Source organism: Microvirga sp. HBU67558, from assembly GCF_018069605.1.
Lineage (GTDB): Bacteria > Pseudomonadota > Alphaproteobacteria > Rhizobiales > Beijerinckiaceae > Microvirga > Microvirga terrae.
In genome coordinates this window covers 1-12,973 of sequence record NZ_JAGPUP010000437.1, presented here as the reverse complement: position 1 = coordinate 12,973, position 12,973 = coordinate 1, and the positions used below count along the sequence as shown (strand labels likewise).

At 61.0% G+C, this 12,973-nt stretch carries 12 protein-coding genes, 4 pseudogenes and 1 other annotated feature; of the genes and pseudogenes, 10 read left to right on the top strand and 6 right to left on the bottom strand.

Annotated features, from left to right (window positions below; translation table 11 throughout):
* The 7 genes and pseudogenes from KBI52_RS04870 to KBI52_RS04845 form a co-directional block, all read left to right on the top strand.
* Window positions 1-239 (top strand): SDR family oxidoreductase (locus KBI52_RS04870; protein ID WP_210805763.1); only part of this gene is annotated, 239 nt, incomplete at its 5' end.
* Between the two features lie 249 nt (window positions 240-488).
* Window positions 489-1,169 (top strand): hypothetical protein, encoded by a 681-nt coding sequence (locus KBI52_RS04865; RefSeq protein ID WP_114948962.1) that lies wholly within the window; start codon window positions 489-491, stop codon window positions 1,167-1,169.
* A gap of 614 nt (window positions 1,170-1,783) precedes the next feature.
* A pseudogene (locus tag KBI52_RS33945) lies at window positions 1,784-1,873 on the top strand (IS5/IS1182 family transposase); the annotation flags it as partial.
* Between the two features lie 466 nt (window positions 1,874-2,339).
* Window positions 2,340-2,510 carry a hypothetical protein gene (locus KBI52_RS04860; RefSeq protein WP_162820870.1) on the top strand — a complete coding sequence of 57 codons (171 nt, stop codon included), beginning with the start codon at window positions 2,340-2,342 and terminating at the stop codon, window positions 2,508-2,510.
* Window positions 2,511-3,806: 1,296 nt separating this feature from the next.
* Entirely contained in the window at window positions 3,807-3,992 is a 186-nt protein-coding gene (locus KBI52_RS04855) for a hypothetical protein (RefSeq protein ID WP_210805761.1), read from the top strand.
* Between the two features lie 801 nt (window positions 3,993-4,793).
* Complete coding sequence (locus KBI52_RS04850) at window positions 4,794-5,213, top strand: hypothetical protein (RefSeq protein WP_210805758.1); 420 nt, start codon at window positions 4,794-4,796, stop codon at window positions 5,211-5,213.
* Between the two features lie 528 nt (window positions 5,214-5,741).
* Complete coding sequence (locus tag KBI52_RS04845; RefSeq protein ID WP_210805756.1) at window positions 5,742-6,470, top strand: Crp/Fnr family transcriptional regulator; 729 nt, start codon at window positions 5,742-5,744, stop codon at window positions 6,468-6,470.
* 79 nt (window positions 6,471-6,549) lie between these two features.
* Here the strand turns inward: KBI52_RS04845 and KBI52_RS04840 are convergent.
* The 6 genes and pseudogenes from KBI52_RS04840 to KBI52_RS04815 form a co-directional block, all read right to left on the bottom strand.
* Window positions 6,550-7,693, bottom strand: a pseudogene (locus KBI52_RS04840) (IS3 family transposase).
* Window positions 7,297-7,413: a sequence feature (AL1L pseudoknot), on the bottom strand. Its footprint overlaps the pseudogene before it by 117 nt.
* Window positions 7,694-7,740: 47 nt before the next feature.
* The gene (locus KBI52_RS04835; RefSeq protein ID WP_162820871.1) at window positions 7,741-7,941 is read right to left on the bottom strand and encodes a helix-turn-helix domain-containing protein; all 201 of its coding nucleotides are present in this window, start codon (window positions 7,939-7,941) and stop codon (window positions 7,741-7,743) included.
* 5 nt (window positions 7,942-7,946) lie between these two features.
* On the bottom strand, window positions 7,947-9,029 hold the full coding sequence (locus tag KBI52_RS04830) for a recombinase zinc beta ribbon domain-containing protein (RefSeq protein WP_210805754.1): 1,083 nt from the start codon (window positions 9,027-9,029) through the stop codon (window positions 7,947-7,949).
* Between the two features lie 8 nt (window positions 9,030-9,037).
* The gene (locus KBI52_RS04825; protein WP_210805752.1) at window positions 9,038-9,730 is read right to left on the bottom strand and encodes a recombinase family protein; all 693 of its coding nucleotides are present in this window, start codon (window positions 9,728-9,730) and stop codon (window positions 9,038-9,040) included.
* Window positions 9,731-10,103: 373 nt separating this feature from the next.
* The gene (locus KBI52_RS04820; RefSeq protein WP_210805750.1) at window positions 10,104-10,511 is read right to left on the bottom strand and encodes a recombinase family protein; all 408 of its coding nucleotides are present in this window, start codon (window positions 10,509-10,511) and stop codon (window positions 10,104-10,106) included.
* Window positions 10,486-10,914, bottom strand: a complete 429-nt coding sequence (locus tag KBI52_RS04815; RefSeq protein WP_210805748.1) for a hypothetical protein — start codon at window positions 10,912-10,914, stop codon at window positions 10,486-10,488. The genes KBI52_RS04820 and KBI52_RS04815 overlap by 26 nt, the downstream gene beginning before the upstream one ends.
* A 95-nt stretch (window positions 10,915-11,009) precedes the next feature.
* Between KBI52_RS04815 and KBI52_RS04810 the strand changes: the two are divergent.
* From KBI52_RS04810 to KBI52_RS33940, 3 genes and pseudogenes are all read left to right on the top strand, one after another.
* Window positions 11,010-11,231: pseudogene (locus tag KBI52_RS04810) on the top strand (ATP-binding protein); the annotation flags it as partial.
* 59 nt (window positions 11,232-11,290) lie between these two features.
* On the top strand, window positions 11,291-11,941 hold the full coding sequence (gene bluB, locus KBI52_RS04805) for a 5,6-dimethylbenzimidazole synthase (RefSeq protein ID WP_210805746.1): 651 nt from the start codon (window positions 11,291-11,293) through the stop codon (window positions 11,939-11,941).
* A gap of 627 nt (window positions 11,942-12,568) precedes the next feature.
* A pseudogene (locus KBI52_RS33940) lies at window positions 12,569-12,973 on the top strand (hypothetical protein); the annotation flags it as partial.

The window sequence follows — 12,973 nt, the reverse complement described above, 5'->3', positions numbered from 1 at the left end:
AGGAGAACGCCAACAAGGGCGTCACGGTCAACGTGATCGCGCCGGGCTATATCGCCACCGAGATGATGAAGGCGGTCCCCGAAGAGGTGCTCAAGTCCAAGATCCTGCCGCTCATCCCGGTCGGCCGTCTCGGCGAGGCGGAGGAAATCGCCCGCGGCGTGCTGTTCTTGGCCGGCGATAATGCGAGATTCATCACTGGCTCGACATTGTCGGTGAACGGCGGACATTATATGGTCTAGAACAAAGTAATAATCCTGCTGCGGGTAAACATTCATGCTGCGGTAAACACGCCTCGTGCAAATACCGGCTTGAGTGATGTTAGCATAGCCGGTTACCAGAGAACTTCGGTAAATGTCACCTAATCGCTCTGCGAGCCATCAGCTTGCGTCTGGCTAAACGTGACGAACTCTCTTTCCCTATCCGTCGTCACACGCAAAAACGTCGTGAGCTGGAGCGGCCAGAGGCACCTTTTGGAAGGCTAATACCTGATGAGCAACGCCCGCGATTTTCAGCTTGCGCCCTCCCTGGCTCGTCTGATTGAAAAGGAGCGAGGAGGCTACCACATCCGGCAGGGCTACTTTCCGGATCGCCCGGACCGGGACATTTATGTCCAAGTCGAGGGGGAGGCGGGTCGGCTCATCCTGGTTACCAGCCATCCAACCGGGCGTATCGAGGAGGCCACGGACATTTCCTGCGCTCAAGCCGAAACTCTATTGGAGTTGGCCGCTGGACGAGTGGAGTACTTGAGCATCAGCCTGAATATCGGCCTGGAAACGGTCGCTCTCCGCCGCTTCGTCAAGCCAGGACCACTGGATTTGATTACTGTAACGGCAGAGCCAAGCAAGCCGACGCATATGTTTCAGCCGTTGGCCTGGTTTGGTCCTGAAGTCACGGGGGACTCTGCTTACCAGACCCGCTCCATAGCTTTATCCGGGCTACCCTCAGCACTGGAGGTTGAGATCACAGATGCGGCACTCAACAGTCTGCTCGATATCCTCAGTAGTCACCTCGGAGTATTCCAGTCGCAGGAAGCGGCTCCTCAGCTGTCTGCCACCTACAAATCAGCTGAGGCTAAGATTGGGGAAGATGAGCAGGGCCGGGAGGCTCTTGTAATCAGAGATAGCATCATCCGGGATCTCGCCCGTTCCTTTTCCCTTCCCCCGTACTGAAACGTCCAACAAGCGCTCACTTTAAGCGCTCACTTTTGGCTTTGGTGTAATTTTACGCTATTGGAGCTGCCCGGCCTAGTGGACACCTAAATCCCGACACTACGATTGCACCGTCCGGATATGGGCTCATAATCGCCTAATCTGACCCAAGAGGCTGCCATGACGGGTGTGGCCGTCGAGCAGGTACTCGAATTCTGGTGCGTAGAATTGCATCGGGTCGAACCTCACCTCAAATCTCTGTTTGCCCATCCCAGCATCGCAGCTTCCGCGGCGGCCCTCCTCGATGGCCTGCTCAAAAATGCCACGGTGCTTTATGCCTCTCGTCGGATGGTCCGGGCAAATCCCTTTTCTCGATGGCCCTCCCGATGCCATCGATGCCATCAATCGCATCTCCGCTGATCGCCGAAGTCCCGCGGAATCATCAGTCCTTACCTGCGTGCTGCGACCTTTGAAAGCGTCGATCTCCTGGCGGTTTCTACGTCCCCGAGGATGGTTCCAGAACGCCAGGCGCACGCCGGATCGCACCATTGAGGGGCTGTGTTGCGCCAGCCGCAATAGCGCCGAAGGCCCGCGATTCCGCAACGACGACATGCCGAAAGGGACTCAAAGAGTGACGCAACGTTGCAACCCGCTATGAGAAGACCACCCGATCCTTCATGGGCGTGCTCTGTCTCTCCGCCACTCTCGACTGGATCAAGCGCTAACAGGCCATAATAGTTCAAACGATCTGCTTCAGCAAAGCTCGCCAACAGAAGCTAGGGGGCATGAGAGAGTAGGAGTCGCCTAACGAGCTTTCCTCAGGCTACTTTCGCAAATCGGATGACGCTCTTACCAATGTTCTGGTTTTTCAGCATGGCAGGTGAGGGAGGAGCGATCTGGTCAGATCCATGATACCCAGTGGCCTCATGAGGACTTAGTCGCAAACTTGGCGCCGAGACGAGAAAGAGGAGAATTTGACCCGCTCATGCGGCGAGACGATCGAATTGCTCCGCAGAGGCGAAATAGGAATTGTAGGCGTACTCGCCTGTCCTTTGCGCATCAAGTGGACTATCTCGAACCCACCCAGGCTATGCTAAGAACGGCCCATGAGCGAGGAGTGGAGATCGAGGTCCGTGAGGGAGGTGATCGTCCAGAACGTGTGGCACGGCAGGTGTGGTAAGGGGGCGGACTTTGGCCAGCACCATGCATCTGAAGCTCCTGTTCGGCCAGTCAGCGCCGGAGAAGATGCTGCCGCCGGAGTTTCTCGCCCGCATCTGGCGTTGGAAATCAGGACCGGGCACCTTCCGCATGAATGTGACGCTCTCTGAACTGCCGGGCTTTATTGCGGTGGCATATGGCTAAGTGCTGCTGGAACAAGGCCCCTGCGGGCGAGGGGGGGCGGTTCGGTCGAGCAGTGCCGAGAGAAACGGGGCAGTGCATATCCGCGGCGCCTTCTTCGCGCAATAGCCATACTGGGGTGAGGCTCTTGTCGATTCGCATTCATGATCGAACTTGCGGACGCTGACAGGTCTACGACATAGCTGAGGCTGCAATGCAGAAATGTCTATGTCAGATGAGACTGCCAAACCATTTCCACGCCGTCTTTCCGCGCGTAACGAAACTAGAATCGTCGACCGAATGGGTTCCGCCAGCTGGAGCTCCCTCTAGCGCGAATATGCTTAGCATGGCTGACGGCGGGTCTCAAGGAACCCTCCATGTATTTGCATTTCGTGTGTGACTTACGTCCTCCACAGTCTCACACAAAATGCACAAATCGGCGTCCGAGTTGTGAAGTGCAAGTCGACAGCTTCCGCAACTCGCGGGGGCTTAAACCCGGCAGCCTCTCCACTTCGCCAACTGAAAAATTGTGCGGACAATCTGACCTACCTCGGTGCTTCTCGTTCGGCACCAGCGACCGAGGTAGACCACGGTCGGTATCTCGGGTGACGAAGCGACCTCGGTTCGCAGACGCTATACACAGAAGCGCCTGCTGCAGGCGAACCGTTCGTCACAATCGAACAGCACGGCGTGGACGAACGGTCATGCTCGGGTCGGGGCGTGGCAATGAGGGCCGACATCAAGCTCCTCAATGAGGTGGCGAGCCAGCCCCAGTGAAGGTAACATCGCGTCATGCATCAAGCGCTGGCGGCGCTCCTCCAATGCAACCGCAGGTGGACCCTCCAACTGGAGCCTAAAAGGAGATTACGAGCAATGTGCCTGCATAGGGCAGAGGCTATGGCAAGAGGCCTCTACACGATTCGGGAGGTATGGGGCTAGGATTGAGAGCCTGACCAGCTGAAAGGGAGATTCCGCGCGGAGCCTAGGGCTGCGGTTGCCGTACTTGATCAGCATGACAGGAAGGATCACGCCCTCAGTTCAGCTCGACCGCTCGCGCCGGACGGCCCTCGGTTCAATCGAATCCGCTCCGCCGCTTCCACGCAGCCGCAACATGCTCAAAGGGCAGATTTCGAAGCGTCGGCGAGGGCCTCCTTCGCGTCCAATTGCATTGGATTCATGGATGAGTGCTATCCAAACAATGGATTTTACCAGTACCGCTGCTGCAGCTAAAAGGAACTTGAATTTGAGCGGAGGCGAGTCCTGCAGGATCCGATGCCACCAACCCGGCCGGCCTCGTGGTTGATCGAAGACGAGATTGTCGTGGCAGGCACGCAGAAGCTGAACTTGACGCGGCAAGAGGAGGTGCAGCAGTCTTTCTCGCCAATAAAACCACTTGCGGTTGTAGTGGCGGCAGCGAAGGGAGGTAGTATTCTAGCAAATGACGCTGTGCCTGCCGGCTTCACCTGCCCGAACCTGACGATGAAGGCCAACATGATCGGGGGGTGATTTAGACGTGGCGTTGAGAAGCTTCTCTTCCTCGCATCGATTTGCATCTATCCGAAATTCACTTCGGGGGGGCGCAAAAAATTCGAATATGCGTCTCTTAAGTTTTAGCTGTATGCCGCAGTAGTCGGGCGGGTCAGCATACGTTTCTGCCAGATTAGCTCATCAGGGAGTTGGCACGCGCTATTCAACGGTGCCAGGTGTGTACAAGCGCGCGCTCAAACAGTCCGCTGGGGTGATGATCGGGCGGCTGTTGCCCTGATCCAACTCAGACCAAGAAAGTGGCATGCGAATGGTGAGGCTCCTCGAGTGAAGGTCTGGCTCTCCGCACGGGCGGTCGGATGTCAGCAGTTCCGATACAGGTGTGAGATCAACGATCCCATAGATCATTCTTGAGCGGCGGCGCTTCGGACGCAGAATCTTCGCGTGTACGAGTGGGCAAGTGATCGAAAGTAACTGTCAAGACGAGACGCATGCGAGCGCTCGAGAGACGAACTGCTGATTTCAGCTGGGGAGCGCCCGTTTGACCTCTGCTTTTTAGGAGATGTCATGTTGAACCGCCTTATGAACGGACGGCCAGGTATGGTCCTTGATCTATGTCTCTTGATCTCTGCCGGTTCATCTACGCTCACGGCGATCTATCTCTGCTCTCAATTGCCATAAGCAGGCCTGTAGCATGGCAGCATTTCGTCACATACAGCCAGATAGGGTGGAACGGAGATACGAGATCAAGCCCAAGGCGCGGGCCCGGTTCAGGTTCGCCCTCGATGGCAGGCTGTCCGATGCCGATGGATGGAGACGTCAATGATGCAGTTCCGATTGTCTTCTCGAGGGCACCCGCGCACGAAGGGCTGCGATACCGGCTCTTTCAAACTCAGCATTCTTCGCGCCTATGTTCAGCTCACCGCCGTGCTGGATCGGGCCAGCGGCGCGAAAACGGCCACGTTGGTGCGGTTTGGATTGGTCGAGGTGGGGCTAAGCGAACTGACTCAGGTAGAAGACGCGGTGACTCGGTTCCCACCATACTGGCTGGAGGTTTACTGCCATGCCACCGGTATAACTCTCGACAGCTACGGCTACTTCACCCTCGATAAGCCCGTGCTGGCTGCTGCTGCCGACCTCATCTGCGCGGCCGAGCGGATCGCTGCGCCCGTGGCTGGGGCTCATTGCTTCGCTGCGGCAACACTCATGGAGCCCCAAGGCAGCGCAGGGGTGCGACCGTGAGCATGTCGGGCAGAATTTGTCTCCAGTCTTGTGAATCGCAGGCCAGCGGCCTGCACCGGTCTCCCTGTCAGCCCCGCTGGCAGCGGAGGAGGTGGCCTCCGTCTCGGTCACCTTATCTCCCTCTTACAGGGAGATGTCCTCTGAGACGGCCCTCCCAACCTTGGGCTCGCTCGGCATCGCCGCGGCGAGCCCCTTTTGGGTTGCAGAGGACGGGCACGCCTCGCGAGTGCGACACCAGGGACAGACTGCTCACGGATAATGTTGGGACCGTGAGCTTCCTGGGCAACCTCCTTCGGAACCGGATCGACTCGCCGTGTCTGCAGCATGGGGTACACCCCGCGCGATGGCCGCAGCCTAGAAGGTCAACTTCGGTTACCGCGTAGCTCGCCAAACCGCTGTGCACGACCAGATGAGCTGGGTCGATTGCGTCGGAGCATGTCGACCTCCGATCACGCCCTAGCGACATCTCCGATCAGCATCAGCGTATGACTGCCAAGATGCCGACGCTCAAGGTCATAGGATTCTGCCATGTCACTTTCCTCTCGTTGTTCAAGTCATCGGACCAATCACCTACTGTCAACGCTGCTATCGGACGATTTCGCCTTTCTTGAGCCACACCTTCAACTGGTCGACCTGCACCGGGGCACGGTGATCTATGATGTTGGCGACCGCATGCCCTTCATCTACTTTCCTCACGAGGCGATTGTCTCGCTCGTGACTGTTCTGGCCGATGGCAAAACCATCGAGATGGCGAAGCTAGGGGGAGAGGCCATGTTTGGCCTCGCCAGTGCCCTCATTACGCGCCGTTCGCTAGGGCGCTATGTCGTGCAGAGCACCGGCAGGGCCTCGCGCGTTGACACCGAAGTCCTGTATCGGGGGTTTGTGGCGCGCCCGACGCTCCGTGACCACGTCCTTCGGTTTGCGGAGGACTTGCTGGCGCAGACGCTGCACTCCATGGCTTGCAATGCTCTGCACAGTGTGGAGGCGCGTTGCTGCCGTTGGATCCTCACGATGCAGGATCGCACGAGCCAGGACGTCTTGCCACTCACTCATGAACACCTGTCGCGCATGATGGGTGTGCAGCGCTCAACCATCAGCGCGGCCATGCACGCCCTCCAGGCCGCTGGTGCGATCCGCCAGGGACGCGGGGTCGTCACGGTCATTGACCGGCGCGGCCTCGAACAGACTGTATGCGGATGTTATGAGATCATCCGTCAGCAGTCAAAGCAGGCGCAGTGCCCTGAAGTGCGAATCTAATCACGCGAGAGCAAGAGGGGCTCCATGGTGACAAGCATCATCGTGAGGGCTATGAACACCCTCGCACCGAAACTCCGCTTCATTTTGCAGCGCAAGGCCATTCGAGCGTCCATCGTTCACCTCCTGCACGAGCAATCACGATGCGGAGCACGCCCCCGTTCTCTTTGAGGACGGTACCAGCGTCGTTCCGTTCGCTGCCCTGGCCCGGTTGTACACCCTGTGCGCGGCGCGCACGCGCTGCCCGCATTTGGGACTGCTGGTCGGCCGGCGGGCCGCCACTCGGACCGTGGATCTGGACACCCCTGTCCGAATGATGAATGAGGCTGGTTCGCCGCAGAGGCTGCCGCTCGTGGAGAGCCTGCTCGAGAGCATCAAGCACGAACTCGGCCCGGGCCGAGCGTGACACGCGCCAGCCCACGATCTTGCGAGCGAAGGCGTCGATCACGAAGGCCACATAGACGAAGCCCGACCAGGTCGCCCCATAGGTGAAATCGCTCACCCACAAGGCGTTCGGCCGCGGTGCCGTGAACTGCCGGTTGACCCGGTCACGCGGGCATGGGGCTGCGGCATCACTGACGGTGGTTCTGATGCTTTTGCCGCGCACCACGCCTTTGAGGCCCATCTGCCGCATCAGCTGGGCGACCGTGCAGCGCGCAACCGCAATCCCCTCGCGCTGCATCTGGCGCCAGACCTTGCGCACCCCATAGACCCCGAAGTTTGCTGCAAAGACCTGACGGATCTCCTGGCTGAGTGCGGCGTCCCGGCGCTCTCGGGCCGGTCGGCGCTCAGGATCGGCCTTGCGGGCAGCGTGCTCGTAGTAGGTCGACGGGGCGATCGGCAGCACACGGCAGATCGGCTCGACCCCATAGTCCTCACGATGCTCGTCGATGAACGCCGTCATGGCTTGAAGCGGCGGTCGAGCTCCGCCTGGGCACAAGACGCGCTGGCCTTGCGCAGGATCTCGTTAGCCTGGCGCAGTTCGCGCACCTCACGCTCGAGCGCCTTGATCTTCTCCTGCTCCTGGCTCGTCGGCCCGGGCGAAGGCCCTGGTCGCGCTCGGCCTGGCGCACCCAGTGGCGCAGCGTCTCACGCGAGCAGCCGATCTTGGCCGCAATCGACAGGATCGCCTCATACTGGGAGGCGTACTCGTCGCGGTGCTCGAAAACCATCCGGACCGCCCGCTCGCGGACCTCTGGTGAATAGGGGGGTGTTCGCTTTGTCATGGCTCCATCCTGTCAGGAGTTGGAGCCTCCGGGAATCCCGGCGCGGTTCACAGCGTGGCGTCCGTCTTAGGGAAGAGCCACCGGCCGGTGTCCGGATGGCGCGCCACGACAATGGTTCCATTGTGGATGCGGCGGTGGATCCAGTGCGGCGAGACAGCGAGTTCACGCGCGAGTTGCGCCACCGTCCAGCAGCCTGGAACCGTGCGCGGGCACGACAGCCACGGCGCGCGCAGAACTCGATGGCGCAAGCGGATCACCTTGACGGCATGCGCCGCCAGCGGCGCGCATCGAGCGGACCGAACCCCTCCGTTACCAACAGGGCCGCGATGGCGTCATCGTCCATGCCAGCGCGGCTCAGGGCGACGATCCTGGCCTCCATCTCGGCGCCGCGGCTCGGCGATGAGACCGCGTGGACGGCAATGTCGATGGCCAATTCCGTCGTCTCGCCGCCGCGCCAGACAATCCGAACGGCGACACGGTCGCGCCGTTGACGGCACAGCACCACCTTGTCGATCAGGCAGCGCAACAGCGCCTTCCGGTGGGTCCAGGTCACACCCGGCTGCTGCCAGTGATCCGGCATGTGTGGGGCAAGCGCCAGGAACGCCGCTCGCTCCTCGGAGGTCAAAGCGGACGGCTCAACCACCGCATGCCGGCGTCGGGACAGGGCGTCTTCGGCTTGCCGCAGATCGCGCAAGGCCAGTTCCCAGCGCCGCTCCAGCTCAGCGGCGATCAGGCGGTGATTGGTATCGACCCGATTGAACTGGCGCTGGGCCAGAGCAGCCTGATAGCGCAGCCGCTCAACCTGCTGGGCCTCGGCCCGGTCAAGGGCCGCCGTCGCCTGCTGCCGGGCCGTCTCCGTCTGCTCCCAGGCCTCCAACTCGGCCGGCGCCACCGCCTCGAAGAACGCGGCAACCACCCGCGCATCAATCGGATCCGCCGGCAGGTGCTGGCAGACCGGCGCATTCTGGCTGCGGTGCAGGGTGTTGCAGATGTAGCGGGTGCCGCCCTTGTACTGGACCCGGAGCTTATGGCCGCACGCCCCACACCACGCCATCCCCTGCAGGAGAGCCGGCCCGTTGCGCGGGGCACCGCGGGTGGTCTTGCGGGTGTATTCGGCATAGTTGTCGTGCAGCATGGCCTGGATCCGCTCGAACCCGTGCAAGTCAATGTAGGCCGGATAGCGATCCTTCACCACGATTGTCCACTCGGCCATCGGCACCGCCGTCGTCTGACAGCGCCCGCCCGGAGGTCTGCTGGTGCGCGTGCGCCCATAGACGAAAGCCCCTGCGTAAGCCGGATTGGTAAAGATCGCATACAGGGCGTTGGCGGTCGGCACGCGCCAGCTCACCTCATCCGGAACGGTTCGCCGTGCAGGCTGAGCCCCCGGGCCTGAAAGACCCGCACGAGCTTGGTAATGGATCCGCATTCCAGAAAGGTGGCGAACACCAGAGCAATCCGGCTCTGCACTTCGAGATCGGGATCCTTGGTCACTGTGCCGCTGGCATCGCGCGTCAAGCCTGTCGGGAGCAGCAAGGCCAACTCGCCGCGCTGGGCCTTGCTCAACAGGCCTGCCGTGAGACGGCCGCGCAACGTGTGTAATTCGACTTCCGAGATCGTTCCCTTGAGGCCCAGCAGCAGGCGCCCATTGGGCGAGCCCGGGTCATAGATCCCGTCCCGATCGGCGATGAGACAGCCGCGATAGCCGCACAGATCCAACAGCGGATACCAGTCGGAGCAGTTGCGGGCCAGCCGGGTGACATTGTAGGAGAGCACGAGGCCGACTTCGCCCAAGGTCACCCGGGCGATCAGGTCCTTGAAGCCGACGCGGTGATCGGCCGACGCGCCGCTCAGGCCGAGATCCCGGTCGATGATGTCAATGTCGCTGTCGCTCCAGCCGAGAGCGCCGGCGCGCTGGCGCAGCGCATACTGCAAGTGCAGACTTTCCTGATGGGTCAGCACCTGCTGCGGACTGGACTGGCGGATGTAGATCACTGCTCTGCGGCTGAGATGCCGCGGGGTGACGAGTTCGGACGTCATGGCTCATCTCCGACAAGAGGGCGACGAGGTCATTGAGGATGCCGCGGCGGCAGTCGGCACAGAGGCTGGGCCAGACGCGATGGGGCTCGACGGGCATGGCGATTCACCCTCGGTTACGAGGCGAATCAGATCGCGGATTGCCTCGCGGGTGAGTTTGGTCACCGGTTGACGGCCCGACGGTGGGCTCAGGTCTGTGGCCGCGATAGGAATCCGCAAGACGGCGTCGCCATAGGCGACACGCACATGGCTCCCGATGCACAGGGACCGCGGGACCGAGACCAAGACAAAGCGGCGTCCGTACAGCGGGTGGCCAGGATCTGTGGCCGTGACGTCCTGCGAGTCGGCAGGGCTGTCTGAAGACGGTCGCAGGGTATCAAGATATGGGCTCGAACAGACGCTCGCCATCGGCAAGAAGAACCCCGAACAGCGAGCACAATTCCAGCAGCTGATGCCAGTCGCGGTTGTTGCGCGCCAGCCGTGAGGCGTCGAGGCTCATGACCAGGCCGGCATGGCCGAGACTGATCTCGGTGATCAGCTTCTGGAAGCCCTGGCGTTCGGTCGTGCCGGCGCCGGATTTGCCCAGATCCTCGTCGATGACCTGGATACGCTCGCGGGGCCAGCCCAGATCAGCGGCACGATCAACCAGGCGGTACTGCAGTTCGGTGCTCTCCTGGTGATGCTTGATCTGGGTCACCGTGGACTGGCGCACGTAGATATAGGCCAGCTTGGCGCGGCGGGCCGCGGTCAGCCGCTCGTCAGAAGGGTTCGTGACGCTCAGCATCGGTCGTCTCCCTGATCGGCGGCAGCGGATGCATCCGTCGCACAAGCTCGGCCAGAAGCTGAGCCATCTGCGTTTGCGTCTCGGTCGGGAGGTTCGGCCACGGCCGGATCGGTGGTGCCGAGAGCGGTGCAGGTGCAGCCTGGTCGGAGAAGCGGGCTTCCGGTTCAAGGGACAGCGTTGGGCCATGGTGGATCACCCTCTGTTCAGATGCGGTGATCATGGTGGCCAAATGCTGCGCCAGTGGGAGCAGGGTGCGAATGCTGACCCGCAGGGTCTCATCCGCCGTGCCTGGATGCTCGCCGTCGCCGGCCGCAGCCAAATCGGTGATGGAGCGGCGAATGGAGCGCCGACGGCCATCGGGCAGGGCAATGACGACAAACGAGGCTCCGCGCGGGGAGTGCATGGGCACGGGGTCGAAGTGCTGTCCGCTCAGCGCGTGTCGAGGATCGATGATCGTCACATGAGAAACGAGCCGATCAAGGATCGAGGCATTCTGTAGTGTTCGGGGATCCCACTCTTGGAGATGCCATTTTGGATCGTCTTGTCCACAACGCCCACCGCCTTCAACTCACCGGAGAAAGCATGAGAAAGCAGAACGCCAGAGCCGTCCTCTTGACGGCAGCCAAAACTCCTGACTCCATCACCACGTCGGCCGACGCGACCGCTCACCATCGCGTGAAACGGCTGCTCACGATCCGCGAGATGCGCACAAAAGGCTGACCGGACAGACAGAAAAACGCCTCAACGACTGAAGCAACTCCATAATCCAAAGAGCCTGTATGAAAGCCGAACATTCACAGTTTACCCCTGACTTTACGCAGGAGTTCCGCCATCAGCTTCGCGAGCTGTTTGTCTGGCGCCGGGATGTTCGTCACTTCCGGTCAACTCCGGTCTCGCCAGACGTGCTCACGTATCTGCTTGAACTGGCTCATCTCGCACCTTCGGTGGGCCTGAGCCAGCCTTGGCGCTTCGTTCTCGTTGAGGATCCGCAGCGGCGGGCCGCCATCGTCCAGAATTTCGAGGTTTGCAACGCGCAGGCCTTGATGAATGAACCTGTGGAGCGGGCTCAGACTTATGCCAGACTCAAGCTGGCCGGCTTGCGGGAGGCGCCGGTTCATCTGGCCGTATTTTCCGAGGGCACCACGCTGCGAGGTCATGGCCTGGGCCAGCGCACCATGCCGGAGACTTTACAGTATTCGGTAGTGATGGCCAGCCATACCCTATGGCTGGCGGCGCGAGCCGAAGGGATTGGAGTCGGGTGGGTATCCATCCTGGATCCTGCCACCGTTGCCACGATTGTGGAGGTACCTTCGCACTGGACGTTAATCGGTTACCTGTGTCTAGGTTATCCTGCTCACACCGATGACACGCCGGAACTCGAACGCCAAAGCTGGGAGGCACGGACAACGATGCAGCTTCTACGGCGCTGAGTCTGGTTGACGTCTTTACGGGGAATGAACATCATCTGCGCTTGGGTAATGGGGAGATGTTAGGCAAGCGCCGGTTGAAAAGGGGGGCGAGACATCGTTGGGCTCTTGCTCAATCCCCCGATCATGCGCTGTTGCCGTGTGGTGACGAGAAGTCTCAGATCTAGGCGCTCGCCCGCAGCGAGGTTCTGTTGCCGATGCGCCAGGCAAGCCGAGCAGCGCACGCATGACGGCGGCATGGGGCCACTTCGCTTTTTGAGGCCCTTGACGTGAAGGCCGGCACTACGATCGGCAAGTGCATGGCGCGCCACTGGGGTAGCGAGTTCCGCCAACTTCCGGACGAGGTTGAGAAGAACAGGCCGACTATGCCGCAACGATATATTCTTTTCGGATGTTTGATTTGGCTCCCTCGGTTCCTGGCCGACTGGGAAAATGCCCGAATGCCGTAAAGTTTCTTACATAGGCCATTAGCAGCGGCTGGAGGGGCCTCGCCGGAGATAAATAATCGTGCCATGCCTTCGGCGTCTGGCCCGACTAGCGCCGGAGGGCGCGAGTGAAGGCGCTCGCCCCGGAACAACCCGGCGTCGACGCGATCTCTCCAAGCGGCACCTCGGTCTCCTCCAGCAAACGTTGGGCAATTTCAAACCGGATTTCATTGGCGATCATCTGGTGCCCCTGCCCCTCAATCAGGGACAGAGGGCGCGGCGGTGCATGGCCAGCCGGTCGGCCATGTCCTCTGCCGAGCAGCGGTTGCTGTTCAGCTGGGTGCACAGCAGCCGACGGACGCTGTCCGAGAATTGCGCTGACAAGCGTGCTCCCCAACCGGCGGCTCCCGGCCGCTCTGCACGAGTAGAGTATGAGTACCAACGGCAGGGCACAGCCAACCTGTTCCTGTGCTTTGAGCCGCTGGCGGGCTGGCGCCATGTGGAGGTGACGGCACATCGGACGACCAAGGATTTTGCCGAGCAGGTTGATCCTCCCTCGCGTTGGTGGACACCTCTGCTAAGCTCCTGCGGGAGTTGGAAGGTGTTTGAT

Coding starts and splice junctions, on each gene's coding strand:
- KBI52_RS04865 (WP_114948962.1), top strand. CDS start 489: ATGAGCAACGCCCGCGATTTTCAGCTTGCGCCCTCCCTGGCTCGTCTG.
- KBI52_RS04850 (WP_210805758.1), top strand. CDS start 4,794: ATGATGCAGTTCCGATTGTCTTCTCGAGGGCACCCGCGCACGAAGGGC.
- KBI52_RS04845 (WP_210805756.1), top strand. CDS start 5,742: ATGTCACTTTCCTCTCGTTGTTCAAGTCATCGGACCAATCACCTACTG.
- KBI52_RS04825 (WP_210805752.1), bottom strand. CDS start 9,730: ATGACGTCCGAACTCGTCACCCCGCGGCATCTCAGCCGCAGAGCAGTG.
- KBI52_RS04820 (WP_210805750.1), bottom strand. CDS start 10,511: ATGCTGAGCGTCACGAACCCTTCTGACGAGCGGCTGACCGCGGCCCGC.
- KBI52_RS04815 (WP_210805748.1), bottom strand. CDS start 10,914: ATGCACTCCCCGCGCGGAGCCTCGTTTGTCGTCATTGCCCTGCCCGAT.
- bluB (WP_210805746.1), top strand. CDS start 11,291: ATGAAAGCCGAACATTCACAGTTTACCCCTGACTTTACGCAGGAGTTC.